An 18,944-nucleotide genomic window follows, 5' to 3' on the forward strand; every position below is an offset into this window, starting at 1 on the left:
CTCTCCTTTCTTTCTCCCTTTAAGCAATTTTTTTAGTTTATATAGGGGAGGTCACTAGTGTTGCATAAATAGTGTCATAATTTTCAGTTTACTCACCTTCCCTGTTTAGAGGCAAAAAAGTAAATACCCAATCAAAGGTGGCCCCATCCATTTGGAAATTTATTTACAATTAGACTTTTGCAACGACGACAATTTGCATATTTAAGGGATGGCTTTTCCTTCAATCTTTCGAAGCCAAACATTCGCTGGTTTCCACAATGCAGCCCTTAGATAACGGCTAATCTGTAAGGTTTTTCGCTTGCTTCTGGTCTCGATTTGCACGAGAACATGTAGGCAAAAAACAATTAGTGCGATAAATACTTGATTTTGAATCGCCCATTCGCTTTGACCGTAGAACTTTTTGATGCTGAGATGTTGTTTGATCCATTTAAAAAACAGCTCAATTGCCCACCGTGATTTATACATTTCTGAAATTTCTTCGGCGCTTAAATCAAAACGATTTGTAATTAAATGAAGTTCATTTCCTTTTGAGTCCATCACTTTTAGAAGCCGAAAGTAATTTTCAGCACGGTTTTGAGTCGTACCTATCAACACCATTTGGTCTGATAAAACAGCTGTATCCTTGGGTAGCTTAAAATCGTAAACGTTCCGTATGACTGCATTTTTGCGTAGCCGTGAAAGAAAGAAGTAGCCATCATCAGTCATGCGATCAAAGCGCTCGTAGTCTAGATAACCACGGTCAAACACATACATGCATTCCTTGTCATCCACCATGATTTCAAGCTGACCACGGTCATGTTCTTTTGCCGTTGTCATAACGGCCTTTTCAGGATAGGATATACCCTTTTCCATAAACACAAGGCGCAAATGTAACTTTACACCTGCTTTTGTTTTGCGGAATTTAGCCCATTTATGATTGGTCAAATTAAGTGGCAATGTGCTTGAATCAATGATTTTTAACGGCATCACGAGTTTCGTGTAATGCGTTTTGGCATGAATTTGTGACACTAAATCAAGGAAAAGCCTTTGAAATAGATCAGGGTTTATGCCGTTTAACCGCCGTGACAACTGAGAAATACTAATAGAATCAAGGTCTATCCCTTTTTGAAGCTGGTCATCGAAAAGACAATCACCCAGCGCATGCAGACTTTCAATTTCTTGTAGCTGCGCAAAAAGTAGTAATTTTAGAAATGACTCTGTCGTTAATTTTTTCGTATAGTAATCTAATTTCATCGTTTTCACGTTTTCTTCAAATAATTGAAGATTTATAGGTGAAAACCATTGTCCAAATGAAGTTTTTCGTGTAATCTTGTCCATGTGATGGTCCTTTTTTAGTGGATTTGGACGGGTTACCACCTGACTAATCCATTATAAAGGACTTTTTCTTTGCGCAAAATAATAATATTGAACATTTTGAGTATTTTTAATAGTGAATTTAAATTAATGCAACACTAGTGAGGGGAGGTATTAAATAAAATGTTTATATTCATCACTATAATTACTATTTTCAATATAAAGAGAAACTTCCATTCCTCTCATTCTTTAATTTAGGTTTTAGAAAAATAAAAAAACAGCTAATACCTGTATTATACAGGCATGCTGTTTTTTTAAAAACCAACTTCGCTACACTTTTCAAATAAATATAGAAATTCTTTTCTTAAATCCATAAATCATCGAAAAAATTCCACAACCTAAAAGTTTTAAATCAGATTAGCACTATCGCTCTATCTATTCTCCTCCATATGCTACTGAATATTCTTGATAGAACAAGAAAGACGTGCTGTCTATTACTTTTTTCTCTTCTATTTCTTGCTTATGGTAACAGACTCAGCTCCTCTGTTACCTTTCTCCCTTTCATTTCTTACTTAAGGGTACAGAGCATACTCTCTGTTACCTTCTAATACAATTTCCAATAAAAAATGTGCTTACACTCTCTCCTTTCTTTCATTTTCCCACTGACAATTAATAAACTCTATTATTCTTCCAAGATTATTCAAAATAAGTCCAACGATTGAATCCGGTTAGCTTATAGTGCTTTTCTAATATTCTACGAATTCTTTTTTTGGAATGAATGATCCTACACCAATCATTATAATAAGGGCGTTGTTATTTTCTCTTGAGGAAAAAGTAATTTAAGTTCATCTACATTGCGTAATACCACTGTTTCGACTGTTTCTTCATGGCCGCATTCTTCGCAAATCACATTCATTCCTGCTTCTGTTACTTCGAATGAATTACATGTTTCACAGAATATTCCTTTCTGTAATTCTTTATAGTCATATGGTGGTAATTTTGAAAAGGGGAATTGTCAATATGCAATGATGTTAATTTTCCAGCCAGTTGCTTCTGAATCTTGTTTAGCTTTAAGGAATGATAATCCATTCTTTTTAAATATCGCTGAACTTGCGTTGGAAAAATAAATGGTAAAGATAAGGAGGCTTGGTAGAGGGTAAACTCGGGATTAATAAAAACAACAGAGGAAGTAATTGTTTTATTTCCCCAACCATTCTTTTGAAGTAACTGTTGAAATAGCGTTTCATTCCTCCTGATTTGATTAAGCGGATTACTGATTTCCTTATGATTCATCGTATACATTCGATCATTTTGATAGTAATAATCCCCTTCATAATTCTTTATTTCAAAAAGGTGAATTCCTTCAGAGCTAATAATAGTGGCATCCATTTGAAAGGTAGTGTTATTTATTTGCAGTAGTAAATCATTGATTATATAACAGTCCTCTAAAAGATTTTCTGTGAAGTAATCAAACATTTTTCTCCTTCCCAGCCTTTTTGCAGATGAACTAAATACTGTTTTTCATTTAAATCTAGTTCATTTCGTAGATTCAAGGATTGTAAAACGAGGATTTCTGGAGATACGGCACGAGGTTTATAAAGCATACTAATTTATTTCATTCTTTCTATCTTTTCTTAGAGGCCATTCCGTAAGAACAGCCTCTCTTTTTTATTCTACTGCAACAATAATTCTTCCTGTTATACCGCCTTCTAATATTTTTGGCAATTCTTCAGGTAATTGCTGTAAGGATACTTCCTTATAAATAAATGAAGATAGTTCCTCTGGTTTAAGGTCGGTTGCAATTCTTCCCCACAGTTTTTGTCTAATCTCCATTTGGCAATAAACAGAGTCGATTCCAAGAAGGTTTACTCCTCGCAGAATAAATGGAAATACACTTGTTGGCACTGCTCCGCCACCTGTTAATCCACTTACTGCAACGGATCCACCATATACTATTTTGCTAATAATGGCTGCCAAAGATTCACCACCGACAGGATCAACTGCACCAGCCCATACTTGCTTGTCCAACGCCTTTATTTTGCCGTTATATACTTCTTCTCTTCCGATAACATTTGATGCTCCAATACTTATTAAATAGTCTGCAGCTTCTTTTTTCCCAGAGCTTGCTACAACCTCAAAGCCTAATTTGGAAAGCATCGCCACACCAAAGCTACCGACACCACCAGTAGCACCTGTAACCAATACAGGTCCATTCTCTGGCTTCAAGCCATTATCCTGCAATCGTTGCACAGAAAGAGCTGCGGTAAAGCCTGCTGTTCCAATGATCATTGCTTCTTTTAAGCTTAATCCCGCTGGTAGTGGAACAATCCAATCTGCAGGAATACGAGCATATTCACTATATCCCCCAGAATGAGATACACCAATTTCATAGCTAGTAGCGATGACAGAGTCTCCTTCTTTAAAGCGACTATCTTCTGATGAAACAACAATTCCTGCCAAATCGATTCCTGGAATATGTGGATATGAACGCACAATTTTGCCGTCAGGAGTGCTAGCAAGCCCATCTTTATAATTTACTCCAGAATAATGAACTTTTATTACTACTTCACCAGCGGATAAATCTTCCAACCCCAACTGCTTTGTTTGTACTGAAAAATTACTATCTTTATTATCAACTACGACTGCTTGGAAATTATTTTTCATTTTTAATTCACCTCGTACTCATAGTACCAATTTAAAAATAACAGGTCAAAGCAAAGGAATTACCCTATGATTATAGTAAAAATACAGATTTCCTCCTACATATGGCGATGACCATTTACGCCTTCTAACTTTTATCGCCTGGATATAACTTTTGATAGAAAGCAATCGCAAAATCATAAAAATACATGAGACCAAAACGCTCGGAAGAGAATCCTGTTCTATCATATGTTTTTCCATGCAGTCGATATACAATATCAGCTTTCTCTATAAAAGGAATCTCATCATTATGGGTTATAATAATTATTTTTGCTTTACTCTTTTGAATAAGTCGCATCAATTCCACATTCCCTTCTATAAATCTTCCAGAGGGGCTTGTGATAATAGCAACGGATTGGTCATCTAATTCTGCTATATTCTCCATTTGTTCTTGGATATCTGAAAAAGCATGAACGAATTTTCCATACTTCACTAAACGATACTGAAAATCTTGAGCCATTGCTTGAGATAGCTGCGTTCCAAAGAAAGAAACTTTCTCTGCGTCATGGATTACTTCTAAAATCTCTCTAACATCACTAACATTCATCCCTGTTTCCATTGTATGCAGCCACTCAACCATTTTCTGATAAAACTGTTTGTGAAGCACTTTTGCTACTTCATTCACTTGCAATCCTTGCTCAATATATTCATCGATTGAATTTTCTATACTATCTTTTTTAGCAATATCTTTAAATTCTTGAAAGGAAGCATAGCCAATTTTTTTGCAGAACCTTGTAATTGCTGCTGGTGAGGTATAGCAGGATTCTGCTAAAACAGAAATATTCATATTAGCAATCTGTTGCACATCTTTTAATAAAGCCAGTGCAATGAAATAATTCGTATCTTTTGTTTTATGATTATTAATAAAATCTAATAGCCGAAAAATAATATCCTTCAAACGGTATCACCAAATTCTTTGTTTATTTTAACCAGTATTATCTATTCTGTTTCAATAAGCTTTCCTTAAATAAGTTAATCTGCTTTAGCCTATTATGCAATCAATCATCTTATACAAATAAGTGGACTAAAACAAAAAATTAATGGAGGTATAGGTTAAGCAACCAACAATAATTACTGGACTGAATGGACCAATATATCAAAATTTCGCTCTGCCCTACTATGGCGCATGGAATCAACAAATATTAGGAGATAGCCCCTATCATTATATGATTGGTGGTACTCACTGTTCTATTAGTCCTGCGCCATCTGGAACTGAAACTTTCCCTGCTCTATTTCCATATATAGGGCCACATGTTACTTTCGGTCTTAGAAGATGGGCTTAATATTCTTGTATCGCTCTCCCTCCCGCAGGAAGGAGAGTGCGTTATTAATCAGTGATAAGAAATTGGAAGGGATTCGGAAAATTCGTTATATATACATATCAAAATCCTGTAACAAATACTATTTCACTCTTTTCTCTAACTCATAGGCTGTTGTCATTATTACTGAACGCAATGTACCATTAATTAAATAATTATCATTATCCCCCAAATAGATTATTCTTCTCTTAACTATAGCAAATTTATACTGCTGTTTATCTATTACTTCATCTAGTTAATTAGATTATTTGCAAAGAATACCTACATTTCGTTTACTGAAAGTTGTATAATTTTTAGAATAATAGAATTTATTCATAGAGACTATCTGTAAGGAGGAAAAAATCATGCACATTCAACCAGAGGATATTGTTAGAAGTGGTCCGAATCAATATATTTGTAAAGAAGGAATTCTAAAGGAATTAGACAGTTTACTGTCCCCTTTTCAAACTCCTACAATCATAACAGGCTATAAGTCTTTTCAAGCTTTTTCGCAGTATGTAGATTCTATTCCTACTCATTGGAAAATTATTCAGCATGGAGGCTACAGTTCTCAACAAGCAGTTGATCAAATCACGCCATCCTGTACAGCAACCGATGTCATTATCGGCATCGGAGGTGGAATTATTTTAGATACCGCTAAAGCTGTTGCAGATACATTAAATATCGAAGTTATTTTAATTCCAACCGTTGCTGGAACATGTGCGGCAAGCACTCCATTAAGTGTTATTTATTCTCCAGAAGGAGCATTTGAAAGAGTAGCTTATCATCGTCGTTCTAGTTATTTAACATTGGTCGATCCAGCATTTTTAATTCATGCACCAATTGATTATTTAAAAAGCGGGATTGGCGATACTTTAACAAAGTGGTATGAAGCAGAAGCCATTATTCGTAATGCAAATGATGAAAGATCTCACTCTTTATTTGTACAAGCAGCATTAAGCCAATCTATTTTCATCCGTGATATTTTATTAAAGGAAAGCATAGAAGCAGTACAAAACAGTGCATCTGGTTTAGTGACACCAAGCTTTACAAAAACGGTGGAAGCCGTTATTACTTTGGCAGGAACAGTGGGTGGATTCGGTGGACGATATGGTAGAATGTCTGGATCCCATGCGATTCATAATGGTCTAAGCTTTATCGAAGAAACACACACAATTCTTCATGGTCAAAAAGTGGCTTATGGTATTTTAGTACAGCTTGCTTTAGAAAACCGGATAGACGAAATCGAAGCATTGTTGCCATTTTATCAACAGCTTGGTTTTCCAACTAATTTAGCGGATTTAAATATTGTTGACAACCAAACAGATGCCTTACAAAAAATTGCTACTCATGCTGTTAATCCGAAAGAGTCTCTTCAGCTTATAGGTTCTTATCGTGCAGATGAGGTTATTGCGGCAATGAACGTCCTCGAAAGCCTAACTAGCATTAAACATATATAAAAAAACTAAAAAAAGGGCCGGAACTCAACATCGCTTAAAGCGATGTTGGTCCATCTCCTTTTAACTCTTTTAAAACAGCCATCACATCTAATTCCCCTAACCCATTTTCAAGAGCAGACTGATATGTTTTATTTGCAGAAGCCCCGATAGCATTTAATTCCGTTGTTTCACTTGCTAGGCGTAAATCTTTTGCCATATGTTTTAATGCAAATGCTGCTGGGAACTCATCATTCAAAATGGATAGTGTTTTCATTTTGGAAATAGCTGTACCAACTGCACTTTCGTTAATAATGGTTAACATATTTTCCTTTTTAATCCCTTGTTTCTCCGCAAAAAGGACGGATTCAGCAATCCCTTGTACAGTGATTCCTAATAATAGATTAATGGCAAGTTTTGCATTACTTCCAGACCCAGATGGACCGAGATAAATAGAGAGCTTACTCATCGGTTCCAATACAGATTTGATCTGTTCGTACACATGTTCCTCTCCGCCAACTAAAACAAGCAGTTTGCCGTCCTTAGCCGGCTGTACACTTCCTGATACAGGAGCATCAAGAAACTTCACTCCATTTTCTAAAGCAGTCTTATAGATGAATTGAGACGTTTGCGAGGAAACCGTACTCATATCAATAAATACTTTTCCAGCTTTAGCATGAGATAAAATTCCATTTTCAAGATAGATACTTTTCACAGCATTATCATCAGACACCATCGTAAAAATTAAGTCACAGTTATCAACTAGTTCTGTTAACGATTGAGCCTGTTTTGCACCAGCAGCAAGTAGTTCCTCTCCTTTATCCGGTGTACGATTATAAAACGTTAAGTCATAACCAGCCTTTACTAGATTCAAAGCCATTGGAATTCCCATATTTCCTAATCCTATCCAACCTAATTTCATGCAGCTATCCCGTCCTTTCTTTACAATATTCATACACATTTTACCATATGTGCTTTTAAAATACGTTAATTAAAGCATTTGAATAGTAAAAGAGCATTAAAAAAAGCCTATTCTATAATTAATAGGCTTCCTCTATTTCTATATCGACTCTAAATCAGTTACCGTTTTTTCGTTCACTTGATTTCCTGTATTTAATGTGGTTTTGGGTTCTAACAATAGAACATGAACTTCTTCTTCCGCAACTGGCATATGCTCAACACCTTTTGGAACAACAAGAAATTCGCCTTCCTTTACCCAAACATCTTGATCGCGAAATTTAATCAATAAATTTCCCTTCACTACCAAAAACATTTCATTTTCATTTTCATGTTGATGCCAAACAAACTCTCCTTTGAACTTCGCTAGCTTAACATAAGATTCATTCAAGTCACCAACAATTTTAGGATTCCAATAATCATGAAATAACGCAAACTTTTCAGCTAAATTAACCTTCTCCATCATTTCCCTCCACTAATTTACAAAGTGAACTCTTCATCATTGAGATATATTCATATTATCATATATTTTCAATTAATTCAGATATTAATCCTATCTCACTTTAATAAATAGTTTAAGAAAATTAAGGAAGCATTTTATCATTTACAATCTTCTAAATAATACATTGTTCTCCAGATGAATATGATCGAATGTCAGACTTTCCAACTCTTCTAATTTTAAATACGTTAATCGATACGTATTACATGCATTCAGTGGAAGCTCATAATCATTCGTAGCTTGACGGATTTTCTTTAATATTTCCCCTGCTCCTTCATGTTCCTCTTCCAATATAGCTATTTCAGCTCTAGCTGCTTCAAGGCTTTCTAGTTCATTATTTGCATCATATTCTATTACTTTTGGAAAAATTCGTTGCTCTTCTCCAAGTAAGTGTTGTTCTAATTCATCCTTTAATAAGTAAAACTGAGTGTACACTTCTTTCAAATATAAATCTCTCTCTCCATGTACACGATATACTTTACTCACAAATCCATCTAATTCTTCTAATAACTCTCTCGTTTTTGCATGATAATGGTGGATGATATGATTCACTAATTCTGCTAATGGCATATTCATCCAGTCTATTTCTTCCGTGGTCTGCATTTGTTCATACATAATATTAAGAACTTTTACTAGGTCCTTATCTTCCAGTTGTAGAGATTTAATAACCTCACCTATCGGACGATTTCCTCCACAGCAAAAATCAATTTTATATTCTCTAAAGAGCTTACTAGCTGCTGGGAACTTAATAATAATATCGCCTGTTTTTGTATCATCTGTAAAAATGGAATTCATATCGCCACTCTCCTTTATTAGAATAGCTACAGTATAGAAGATAAAGACAAGATAAAATAGGATTGAAATCACAGATTAAACATTGTTATAATTTAATTAGATATTCATTGTATTAATTGTGAAAAAATACACAAACATATTGGTGGTGTTAATTATGCAACAACATATAATTACCCCGTGCCCAAAACGGGTGCCTATCTTTCATTCTTTATCCGAATTAGAAATAAAAAAAATAACAGATGTTGTTCACCATAGACTTTTTAAAAAAGGCGAGATGATTATAGAGGAAGGGGAAATTTCTACATCCCTTTTTATTATTCATAGTGGGAAAGTCAAACTATCTAAATTAACCGTTCAGGGGAAAGAACAAATTGTTCATTTATTAACTGATGGTGATTTTTTTGGAGAAAGCAACCTCTTCCATGATGACATCGTCATGAACTTAAGTTGCCACGCTTTAGAAGATACAAAGATCTGTTTATTAAAGAAAACAGATTTTGATCAAATAATGGCAAATAATCCGGACATCTCTTTCAAATTGCTAAAAACAATCACAAAGCGTTTATCCCATACAGAAGATTTAGCAAGAACTTTAGCAACAAAAGACCCTGAAGTAAGAATTGCTGATATGCTTCTAGAATTTTGTGAGAAATTTGGATCAGAAAACCAAAATACAGTGCTTATTAAGCTCCCCATCACAAGAGAAGAAATCTCCAGTTATGTAGGTCTTACTAGAGAAACCATTAGTAGAAAACTTGCAAAACTTGTAGACAAAGGAATCCTTACATTAATCGGAAACAAGCAAATCCTAATTCATGATAAGGGAAAACTTCAAACAATGGGGGGATAACTCTCCCCCATTAAATGAATTAGTAAAACCAATTAACTTTCCCGCTCTTACTGGGAAGTGAGTGCAACTAAGAACAAGCAGAGATAAAGAAAACTCCCACTAATGGAAGTTTTCTTTATTATATCCTTAAGCTGTATGCCGCCCACGCAATGTCCAAATCTGATAAACCATCATGAGAGATTTTATAATTGTTAAGTAAGTTAACGTTATCCATCCGCCCATTAAATATGGATTAATTGATTGTTGAACAGCCTCACTAGTTAAATAATCACGATAATAGAAGCACACATATCCGATAATTAAGACACATATAATGGCAACTAATATTCCTTGTGCTAATTTACTACGTGTTTTCCCAGACTCTGCTGCATATTGATTGGCCCAACCATCCTTTTTATTAGCGGAAAGCTTTTGGAGCCACACTTGGCTAAATGTTATTAAGTTCACCCATAAATAAATTTCTGGTCCTATTAATAACGTGGCAAGGATAATATCGATCGGCCGATACATCGGTGTTTTTAGAGCTAGAATAGTGTTCAGGACGGATGCCAAGGCGATCGGTGTTAACCAAATCCAAGACCAATAGAATTGGTCTGTTGCTAGAGCTATCCCTAACAAAACAACGAAAAGAACTCGGATTACTAAGTCCGATAAGGATTTCAACTGGTTTCGCCAAATTTTCCCCTTATGGCGCGTATGAATACTTAAATCTTTATTGGTTAATAAATCTACTGTTCCTGAATTCCACTTATTTCGTTGTTCTCTAAAGGTATGGTAGGAACGCATTGCATCAACAAAGCAACGTCCTTTTGGACTAATAAGCGTCTTCCATCCCGATTTCTGTAATTGCCATGTAAGCAGCATATCTTCTACATCACTATCATTTTGCCAAGGTCCATCTAATTTATTATGATTAACTACTTCTTGCAGGGCTTCTGGGCGAAACAATGTTGCTTGCCCTCCAAGTACATATGTACTCCCTCCATGATATTGAAGATCTAATAACCAGCTTGCCATATCTTGTTTTTGTTGATGAGTCCACCATCTACTAATTGGACCACCATATTCACCACTTGCTAATTTTTCTTCATAATAGACATCATTTTTACTTAATAAGCTTTTCTTTTTCGGCATCCTCATTGTATACTTTGCCATAACTCCGCCAATGTTACGACCACTCATTAAGCCTTCCCACAGATACTTTAAACAGTTAGGAGCTAAACGACTATCTGCATCCATCCCAAGAATCGCTTTAATACTTTGTTTATATAATTCTTGGGATTCGGTTAATTGGATATGATAAAAATCCATAATGTCGCCATACAGTAATTTCCACCCACTATTTAAAGCTCCTACTTTACGAAGCTTATTTCCTTCTGTAACAATCACCTTAAGATTTAGGCCAAATTCTTCTCCTGCCTTTATCGCTTTTTCCTCGGTGCGATCCGTACAGTTATCTGCAATAACATAGACATCTAACTCTACTCCCTTTGGAAGCAATTGATCATTTAATCCAGCTAAACAATCCCTTATCGATTTTTCTTCATTATGAGCGGGAATTAAAGCGACAATTCTCGGTTTCATATACGATTTCTTTACTCCAGGCATGCTAAAAAACGATATACTTCCTTTTTCCTCTTCTACTACTAAGGACAATGAATCCACCAACTTTCTTTTTTCTTGAGGCTGTTTTCATAAAGTTTGTTGTGATTACCCGTAGCCGGAATACACTTCGCTTTCCGTGGGGCTCGCTCTGAGCCTCCTCAGCTTCGCCTCCGGGGTCGCTAATCCCACAGGAGTCTACGTATATTCCGGATGCTCTATTTTTCCAACTAATTCTTTTTTTCAATTGAAAAAACAACAATCCTTTAGAAAACAGCCTTTCATGATCACTACACGTTAGACTTCATCAGGGTGTCTTTTCTATCAATTTAGTTGTTCTTTAAAAAGAACAACTAAGCAAAAAATAATAATTTACTTCTGTTTTATATTCCATTAGTTCTTATTTAAGAACATATTATCATTATAATCTATACATAGTCAATTACTTCTTTTACTTTTTTGTTTCTTTTATAGAACAAATTTTTTCTTGATAATAAGAAATCAATTCAAAATAATGAACTACTGAATCATCCCACTTCCCCTTTATTCGTGAGTCTCATCATATTGAAATTAAAGTTTCAGCTTCCATCTTCAATATGAAGACCTCTTTCCCTTTACTTCCTGTACATTCAACATCATCTTCCATAAAAAAATTGATTTTCCAATTCACATTTTTTGTCGAACACACTCACCACCAATAGCTTCTATCAAGCTAAACTCAATCATTTCCATTTAAATAGGAGGTGAACCTAGTAAAGTTCACCTCCTTGCTTCTTTAAGTACATTGAAAAGAACGGATGCGGTTAGTATCTGTTCCGTAATAAGTCCAACGATTCATCCGCCAGCGATATCCTGCGATAGATTGGCGGCCAACAAAGGTTGGATAGAACCAAAATCCGCGGCCATTTTCTAGCCAAACATACGTAAAGCGGAACAAACAAGGTCGCATGGATCCAGAATCAATCGCAAATGTACTTACAAGTGACTGGTTTGATTGTGGTGTATAGGATGGCGGTGGTGTTGTTGGTGGTCCATGGTCCGCTCCTCCTCCAATATGTGGGCCATCCGGAAAAGCTGGTGGTTCCCCTACTATAGGCGGAACTTGACCTCCAGGAAATGGTGGCAATACCCCCCCACCAATTGGAGGTAAACTTGGAACAGTGCCTCCGCCAATTGGTGGAAGATTTATACCAGTTCCACCACCTATTGGTGAGATGATAAGTCTACTTTGTGGTTGTGAATTTACTTGTTGTCCATAGTAAGGATAATACGGCTGAAAATACATCAGTTTTCCCCTTTCGTTTTTGATGTATTACTCTATGCAATTCGCCCAATTGAGGTGCAAGGTCTTAATTGATTTCATCCTAAAAATAAATCTCCTATGGACATTACAAATTATTGCTTCACTTCATGATTTGTTTTCCATTTCTTGCGGAAGACAAAACCAGAAACCCATAATATAACGACTAACCCGACAACGGTTCCGATACTTAATAACACCCACGGGCCTTCAATAAAACCCATAGCTCGATGATGATCTTTTACTAACCAATAACAAGTTATACTTAAAACGATTCCAACTGGGATAATTACTGGACGATAATCTTTTAATCCAAAAAGTTTTTGTACAGCAATAGCTGAACAGAGAAATGTCATAATAATTTGGGTTAAAATTGATAATGCAAAAAAGGCAACCATAACCATTTCATAACGATGAATAAATAGCCCAATTTCCGCACTTCTTGCCATTTGCATACAAGAAACAATATATTGTGCTGTAACATCTGCCGTAAGAACACCTGTTTCAAGTATTGGCCACATAACTACAATCATTCCACCATAAAACATACCTGCAGTAGAAGATTTCATCCAAGTCTGCTTATCTCTTACTAACGGAAGGATCATGCAAACCATCATCGCAGTCATTGCATAATCTGTATTATGGTGTCTACTCGCCCATACCGTCTCTGTAAATCCTGATTGAAAAACAGGAAGTAATTCTTTTATATCAAAATTACTAAGAGAGCCTAACATTAATAAAATATTTAAAGCAAGGATAGAAAATACGCCTATCAATGCCATTCTTGCGACCACTTCTATTCCAAAATGGATAGCATAAATGCCTATTAAAAAAGCAGCCAATATAAATAATACTGTAGGAGCCTCTGGTAAAAAATAATCTCTTAAATGATAAACAAATGTTGCCATAATACTTCCATATGCTCCTATAAAAAAGACAAACACAGAAATAGCGACAAATTTCCCAGGAAATTTCCCTAAAATTTGGTGGAATTGATCAATTAAATCTCCCTCTGGTATACGCCTCATCACTATAACGATTAATGCTATAATTAGCAGTCCTTGAAATGTGGAGAAAAACGTTGATATCCAGATATCGCCTTTTACTTCCCGTGCCATTATACCTTGTGTCATTCCGATAGATTTTGCATAAAGCATATTAATAATTAATGCCATTAGCATACCATTCGTTATTTGAACCTTCATTATTTTTCCTTCCTTTCTTCTTTACCAGATATAGTTGGCTGGAATAATAATGAACCACTGTCTACACTTGCATGAATGGTAAGATTTATGTCGGCAGCTGAAAAACTATTTTTCCAGTCTTTCTTTACCTTCCTCCACTCATAAGGGTATTTATTTTGAAAAACTTTTCCTAATTCTAGTACATCCGTTTTATATTCCTTTTGGATTTTTTCAATAGACTTATTGATATCTTCTCTTAATTTAGCTTCTACCGCTTTTTCTAATTGTTCCACATCATCTTTATTACTAATGGAAAAGGAGCAGCCCGCTTCAACCACTGTAACCGAAGCGTCCAGCTTAGCATTAAAACCTACCTCTTCATTTTTGTAAGTTGGTTTTACTTCAAACTTTTGCTTATTTAACTCAACACTAATATTGTTATTCTTCTCTTTGGGACATGAAACAACCACTACTCCCGAGTCAATATTATCTCTAAAAAGGATAATTCCTTGTAATTCATCTGCTTGTAAGATTCCTACCAATTTATCATTTTCAAATACCCCAGCACCAGATAGTTCTACTTGTTTCCCTTTTGCCCCTTCTTCTGGTTTAAGTCCATCAATTTTTCTTTCTTTCAAAGATACTCTTGCAAGTAGCGGCTCAGAAGATTCACTTAAATAAGCAGCTAACAAATCTGTTATTTCCGTATACGGGGCAAGTGTTGAGATATTTGTATACCGAAATAATTTACTTAATGCTTCTCCAGGCGTAACCTCCAAACTTGTTATCGTAGAGGTTAGTTCGCTAGCCTTATCGGGGGTTAAAGCAACCAATGTTCTCATCCTAAGCTCTGGATTTCTTGTAAAAAAATCAACTATGTCTCCAATCCCTTCTTTGGCTACTTCTTCATTTATAACGATAATAAAATTATGAGCCCAAAATACTCTTCGCGACGCAACACCAGTTAAATTACGAATCGCCTCAAAAATGGACTCTCCTTCTGCTTCTACGTTCCATGTCGTTTCTCCTGATTGGCCCGTAGGAGCACCAGTTTGTCCTCTGGCATCACCTGGTCTAGAAACTTGCACAGTAACTTTTATCTTTCCATCCTCTGATCCTTTATCAATTCCGACTGCCATTACAAGAGCAAGATCGTTTATTTCTCTTTTTCCCACACAAGCAGTTAGGAGCAAAGTACTAAAAATAATGAGAATAATTAAATTAGCTCGCTTCATTCCTTTCTTTTCTCTCCTTTATTACCTCCACTTTTCTTTTTCCATCTTCTTAATCCGGTAATATCCTCGTAATCTTTGTTATTATCTTCATCATTTTTCGTCTTTTCTGATTCAGATTGATTTTCGTCATTCAGCTTTAAAGGTTTCTTTACTTTATCAGGCGGAGAAGGCTTCTGATGATCACCTAACTTTATCGTATCTCCATCTGCAAGCTGTGGCCTTTTTTTCATTGCCCACCAAGGAAACCGAATGAGAGTATCCTTTTGATCATTTGGCTGAAAAGGAGTTGCTGGCGCCAAATAAGATTCACCAAACGAACGAATACTTAGAGCATGAATCGCTAATAGAGAGAACATAACGGAAAAGCCGAGCAACCCTAATGTTCCCGAAGCAATCAATAACGGAAACCTGATTAAGCGTATGGAATAGGAGGCAGAATAATTCGGTATTGCAAAGGATGAAATTCCAGTAACTGCTACAACAATTACCATAAACGGAGAGACAATGCCCGCCTGGACCGCAGCCTGTCCGATAACAAGTGAACCAACAATACTTACAGCCTGCCCAACTGGTTTTGGCATTCGGAGCCCAGCCTCACGCATTAGCTCAAAAGTTATTTCCATTAATAAAGCTTCTAAAAGAACGGGAAAAGGAACAATTTCTCGACCAGATGCAATGGTCAATGCTAAAGGCGTTGGAATCATCTCCTGATGGAAACTTACTAACATGACATAGATGGAAGTAAGCGTCAGACTAATTACAAAGGCTATATAGCGAATGATTCGAAAAAAGCTGCCTGCCATAAATCCCATATAATAGTCATCACTAGCTTGCAAAAATTGCCAAAAGTAAGTAGGAACTACTAAAACGAATGGGGTATTATCAACGAAAATCGCTACTCTTCCTTCTAATAATGCAGAAGCTACTTTATCGGGTCTCTCGGTACTCATTACCGTTGTAAACGGGGAAAATGGCGAATCTGCAATCATTTCCTCTATGTAGCCACTTTCTAAAATTCCATCAATTTTAATATTATTTAATCGCTTCTTTACTTCATCTACTAATCCCTTTTTTACCGTTCCTGTAATGTAGGCTATATTAATATCCGTTTTTGATCGTACTCCGATACTCATTGTTTCTAATCGCAGCTCAGGATCGCGGAGTCTTCTTCTAACTAATGCAGTATTTGTTCGTATATTTTCCGTAAAGCCATCTCTTGAGCCACGGACAACCTGTTCTGTCTGCGGCTCATCAACACTCCTCGTGTCCCAACCCTTTGTTTGGATGTGGAAAGCTTTTTCACATCCATCTACAAAAAGCATACTATCACCAGAAAGGATTGCTACTAAAGCCTTTTCTACTTCTGTAATCATGGAAAAAGAAGTATTCATTAAAACATGTTGTTCGATTAAAGTTTCCAAATCAGAGATCATTAATTGGTTTCTTTTAATAAATTCATTTCCTTCATACATCATTGCATCAATTACTTTTTCCACATGCTCTACGCTGGCGAGCCCATCAATATAAAATAAAACAGAGGAAACTTGTCTATTCCCTAAAAAGTAAATTTTCCTTTTTACAAGATCGACACTATCTCCCAAATGCTTTTTAATTTTAGCTATATTTTTTTCTAACTCTGTCGTGAACCTCATGTCTTTACTTGTTGTTTCCATATCGTCCACCCTTACTTTTTACTATTATCTTCTTAACCAAGTAAAAGAAATTCTATTCGTATATCAAAAAAATGTATAAAAGCATTTTTTTTCGTATAAAAAAGAGACTAGTGGCATCAATAAAGGCGGAGATATTTTGAATTTTTATCATACTTGGCTCTATCAACATGTTTTCGTATTGTCAAAACTTTATATAGAAATAGGCTATTATATCCTATAATAGAGGGCTTTTTGAGCAAAAAAATTGCCACCCCCTGAATTCTAAGGATAATTGAGGTTACCACACACCCAACAACCTAGAATAGGAAGTGACAAATTGTACCCTCAAATTATAACCTATTTACTTACTTTTATTAAGTACCAAGATCAGGTTATTCGAACATTATTAACTTTTTTGATTGGGAAAAGTATGTTTGATAAACCTGTAGAAAAACCTGTAAATAAGCCTTATCGAAAACTACAGGTAGACGACCTCCCAATCATCGAAACCCTACAAAAGTTTGATTATAAACTTCTTTTGAATGAGTATCAGGAGAAAAATGGGAAACCCCTTAAACCTGTTCGAAGACACTCAAATTCAAAAACAACTGTTCCTTCCAGCATAAAATGTCCAAAGTGTGGTGCTCCATCTGATTTTCTTTATGCAAATAACGGAGACAAGGGACAGTATCAATGCAAGGTGTGTACATGTTTGTTTAACCAAAAAAATCATTATTCAAAAGAGGCAATTTTAAAATGTCCTCACTGTGCTAAAACGCTTGAAAAGGTCAAAGAGAGAAAAGATTTCGATGTATTCAAGTGTAAAAACAACGACTGTTCTTATTACCAAAAGAAACAAAATGGACTATCTTCAAAAGAGAAAAAACAGTTTAAAAAGGATCCACAGGCATTTAAAATGCGTTATATTTTCCGTCAGTTTCGTATCGATTACCAACCCTTATCGAAGCGTTCACCTCAGAAACCAAAGTTAGATTTATCAAGACTATATGTGTCGCCACATACATTGGGACTGATTTTGACCTACCATGTGAACTATGGGTTGTCAGCCCGTAAAACAGCTGCACTCATGAAGGATGTACATGGTGTATCCATCTCCCACCAAAGCATTTTGAATTACGAAAATAGCGTAGCACTGATGCTTAAACCTTATGTGGACCATTATCCTTATGAGCTTTCTGATCAATTCTGTGGAGACGAGACCTACATTCGAGTGAAAGGTCGCTGGCATTATTTATTCTTCTTTTTTGATGCCGTAAAAAAGATTATTCTGTCTTATCCTGTTTCTCCTAATCGAGATACTCAGTCAGCCATTCTGGCTATCGATGAGGTTCTTCTAAAGATGAAGGAAATCCCTAAAAACCTCACGTTTATTGTAGATGGCAATCCGATTTACCTATTAGCCCAACATTTCTTTGCCCAACATGATATTTCGTTTGATGTGAAGCAAGTCATTGGATTAACCAACGAAGATCCAGTATCAACAGAATACCGACCACTCAAGCAAATTATTGAACGACTCAATCGAACGTTTAAAGGAAATTATCGCTCGACTCATGGGTTTGGATCTGATCATGGATCTGTTTCTTTCGTCACTTTGTTTGTCGCATACTTTAACTTTCTACGGCCTCATTCAGCCTTAGAAGGAAAAGTACCTGTGATTCATCCAGAGTTACTTCAGCTTCCCAATATGCCAGCAAGATGGACTAAGCTAATTGGATTAGCTCAAGATTGGATTATAGAACAAACAACCTAGCTTTTGTTTAGCTGAGCCCTGAACCAGCAATCGGCGGAGCGAACTCTTGACAAACCGAACTTGCCAATGGTTTAAAATGGAAAAAATCAAGGGCTTATTTGGCATGCCTTCTTTTGTCCCCTTCGCCCTTGATAACCTGAATTCAAACCATTGGTGTGTTTGTCAAGAGCGATTGCGAGCCTCTCCACTTCAAAAAGGAAAGAAGAAAAAGACTTCAGGTTACTTTTTCATAGAAGTTTTGACACTACCCATGTTTTAAACACAGAGTGGCTTTTGTGGATTATTGTTATTTTTGTTCTGGCATTTAATATATTATCCCCTATCATCATATGGGGATTAATGAATGGAAAATCTATTCTTAAGTGGGGG

General features: G+C 35.8%; 15 protein-coding genes. 3 read left to right on the forward strand and 12 right to left on the reverse strand.

All coding sequences use genetic code 11. From position 1 onward, the window contains the following. Positions 1-201: 201 nt before the first annotated feature. The 4 genes from HHU08_RS20305 to HHU08_RS20320 form a co-directional block, all read right to left on the reverse strand. On the reverse strand, positions 202-1,317 hold the full coding sequence (locus tag HHU08_RS20305; protein ID WP_169187985.1) for an IS4 family transposase: 1,116 nt from the start codon (positions 1,315-1,317) through the stop codon (positions 202-204). A 903-nt stretch (positions 1,318-2,220) separates the two neighbouring features. After that, the gene (locus HHU08_RS25180; protein ID WP_224427719.1) at positions 2,221-2,769 is read right to left on the reverse strand and encodes a nuclease-related domain-containing protein; all 549 of its coding nucleotides are present in this window, start codon (positions 2,767-2,769) and stop codon (positions 2,221-2,223) included. Between the two features lie 192 nt (positions 2,770-2,961). Beyond that, positions 2,962-3,957 (reverse strand): acrylyl-CoA reductase family protein, encoded by a 996-nt coding sequence (locus HHU08_RS20315; protein ID WP_169189152.1) that lies wholly within the window; start codon positions 3,955-3,957, stop codon positions 2,962-2,964. Between the two features lie 124 nt (positions 3,958-4,081). Beyond that, entirely contained in the window at positions 4,082-4,891 is an 810-nt protein-coding gene (locus HHU08_RS20320) for a MurR/RpiR family transcriptional regulator (RefSeq protein ID WP_169189153.1), read from the reverse strand. Between the two features lie 771 nt (positions 4,892-5,662). Between HHU08_RS20320 and HHU08_RS20325 the strand changes: the two genes are divergently transcribed. Continuing rightward, positions 5,663-6,751, forward strand: coding sequence for an iron-containing alcohol dehydrogenase family protein (locus tag HHU08_RS20325; RefSeq protein WP_169189722.1), 1,089 nt, complete (start codon positions 5,663-5,665; stop codon positions 6,749-6,751). A gap of 34 nt (positions 6,752-6,785) precedes the next feature. Here the strand turns inward: HHU08_RS20325 and HHU08_RS20330 are convergent, their stop codons facing one another. The 3 genes from HHU08_RS20330 to ric all read right to left on the reverse strand — a co-directional run bounded on the left by HHU08_RS20330 (position 6,786) and on the right by ric (position 8,978). Beyond that, on the reverse strand, positions 6,786-7,649 hold the full coding sequence (locus HHU08_RS20330) for an NAD(P)-dependent oxidoreductase (protein WP_016202156.1): 864 nt from the start codon (positions 7,647-7,649) through the stop codon (positions 6,786-6,788). 138 nt (positions 7,650-7,787) lie between these two features. After that, entirely contained in the window at positions 7,788-8,150 is a 363-nt protein-coding gene (locus tag HHU08_RS20335; RefSeq protein ID WP_205835657.1) for a cupin domain-containing protein, read from the reverse strand. A 138-nt stretch (positions 8,151-8,288) separates the two neighbouring features. Next, complete coding sequence (gene ric, locus HHU08_RS20340) at positions 8,289-8,978, reverse strand: iron-sulfur cluster repair di-iron protein (protein ID WP_169189155.1); 690 nt, start codon at positions 8,976-8,978, stop codon at positions 8,289-8,291. A gap of 154 nt (positions 8,979-9,132) precedes the next feature. Here ric and HHU08_RS20345 point away from each other — a divergent pair, with 154 nt between their 5' ends. Then, positions 9,133-9,828 (forward strand): Crp/Fnr family transcriptional regulator, encoded by a 696-nt coding sequence (locus HHU08_RS20345; RefSeq protein WP_101729378.1) that lies wholly within the window; start codon positions 9,133-9,135, stop codon positions 9,826-9,828. Positions 9,829-9,954: 126 nt separating this feature from the next. On the opposite strand, the gene HHU08_RS20350 is transcribed toward HHU08_RS20345, so the two are convergent. The 5 genes from HHU08_RS20350 to HHU08_RS20370 all read right to left on the reverse strand — a co-directional run bounded on the left by HHU08_RS20350 (position 9,955) and on the right by HHU08_RS20370 (position 16,822). Next, entirely contained in the window at positions 9,955-11,436 is a 1,482-nt protein-coding gene (locus HHU08_RS20350; protein ID WP_101729574.1) for a glycosyltransferase family 2 protein, read from the reverse strand. Positions 11,437-12,205: 769 nt separating this feature from the next. Continuing rightward, on the reverse strand, positions 12,206-12,715 hold the full coding sequence (locus tag HHU08_RS20355; protein ID WP_101729379.1) for a hypothetical protein: 510 nt from the start codon (positions 12,713-12,715) through the stop codon (positions 12,206-12,208). Between the two features lie 110 nt (positions 12,716-12,825). After that, positions 12,826-13,935 carry a GerAB/ArcD/ProY family transporter gene (locus tag HHU08_RS20360; protein ID WP_169189156.1) on the reverse strand — a complete coding sequence of 370 codons (1,110 nt, stop codon included), beginning with the start codon at positions 13,933-13,935 and terminating at the stop codon, positions 12,826-12,828. Further along, positions 13,935-15,149 carry a Ger(x)C family spore germination protein gene (locus HHU08_RS20365; protein WP_169189157.1) on the reverse strand — a complete coding sequence of 405 codons (1,215 nt, stop codon included), beginning with the start codon at positions 15,147-15,149 and terminating at the stop codon, positions 13,935-13,937. The genes HHU08_RS20360 and HHU08_RS20365 overlap by 1 nt, the downstream gene beginning before the upstream one ends. Beyond that, positions 15,146-16,822, reverse strand: coding sequence for a spore germination protein (locus tag HHU08_RS20370; RefSeq protein ID WP_169189158.1), 1,677 nt, complete (start codon positions 16,820-16,822; stop codon positions 15,146-15,148). The genes HHU08_RS20365 and HHU08_RS20370 overlap by 4 nt, the downstream gene beginning before the upstream one ends. Before the next feature lie 316 nt (positions 16,823-17,138). On the opposite strand from HHU08_RS20370, the gene HHU08_RS20375 reads away from it, so the two are divergent. Beyond that, complete coding sequence (locus tag HHU08_RS20375; RefSeq protein WP_169189159.1) at positions 17,139-18,575, forward strand: DDE-type integrase/transposase/recombinase; 1,437 nt, start codon at positions 17,139-17,141, stop codon at positions 18,573-18,575. The last annotated feature ends 369 nt before the right edge of the window (positions 18,576-18,944 follow it).

The sequence above is a fragment of the Niallia alba genome (assembly GCF_012933555.1).
GTDB lineage: Bacteria > Bacillota > Bacilli > Bacillales > Cytobacillaceae > Niallia > Niallia alba.

Coding starts and splice junctions, on each gene's coding strand:
- HHU08_RS20305 (WP_169187985.1), bottom strand. CDS start 1,317: ATGGACAAGATTACACGAAAAACTTCATTTGGACAATGGTTTTCACCT.
- HHU08_RS25180 (WP_224427719.1), bottom strand. CDS start 2,769: ATGTTTGATTACTTCACAGAAAATCTTTTAGAGGACTGTTATATAATC.
- HHU08_RS20315 (WP_169189152.1), bottom strand. CDS start 3,957: ATGAAAAATAATTTCCAAGCAGTCGTAGTTGATAATAAAGATAGTAAT.
- HHU08_RS20330 (WP_016202156.1), bottom strand. CDS start 7,649: ATGAAATTAGGTTGGATAGGATTAGGAAATATGGGAATTCCAATGGCT.
- HHU08_RS20335 (WP_205835657.1), bottom strand. CDS start 8,150: ATGATGGAGAAGGTTAATTTAGCTGAAAAGTTTGCGTTATTTCATGAT.
- ric (WP_169189155.1), bottom strand. CDS start 8,978: ATGAATTCCATTTTTACAGATGATACAAAAACAGGCGATATTATTATT.
- HHU08_RS20345 (WP_101729378.1), top strand. CDS start 9,133: ATGCAACAACATATAATTACCCCGTGCCCAAAACGGGTGCCTATCTTT.
- HHU08_RS20350 (WP_101729574.1), bottom strand. CDS start 11,436: ATGCCTGGAGTAAAGAAATCGTATATGAAACCGAGAATTGTCGCTTTA.
- HHU08_RS20355 (WP_101729379.1), bottom strand. CDS start 12,715: ATGTATTTTCAGCCGTATTATCCTTACTATGGACAACAAGTAAATTCA.
- HHU08_RS20360 (WP_169189156.1), bottom strand. CDS start 13,935: ATGAAGGTTCAAATAACGAATGGTATGCTAATGGCATTAATTATTAAT.
- HHU08_RS20365 (WP_169189157.1), bottom strand. CDS start 15,149: ATGAAGCGAGCTAATTTAATTATTCTCATTATTTTTAGTACTTTGCTC.
- HHU08_RS20370 (WP_169189158.1), bottom strand. CDS start 16,822: ATGGAAACAACAAGTAAAGACATGAGGTTCACGACAGAGTTAGAAAAA.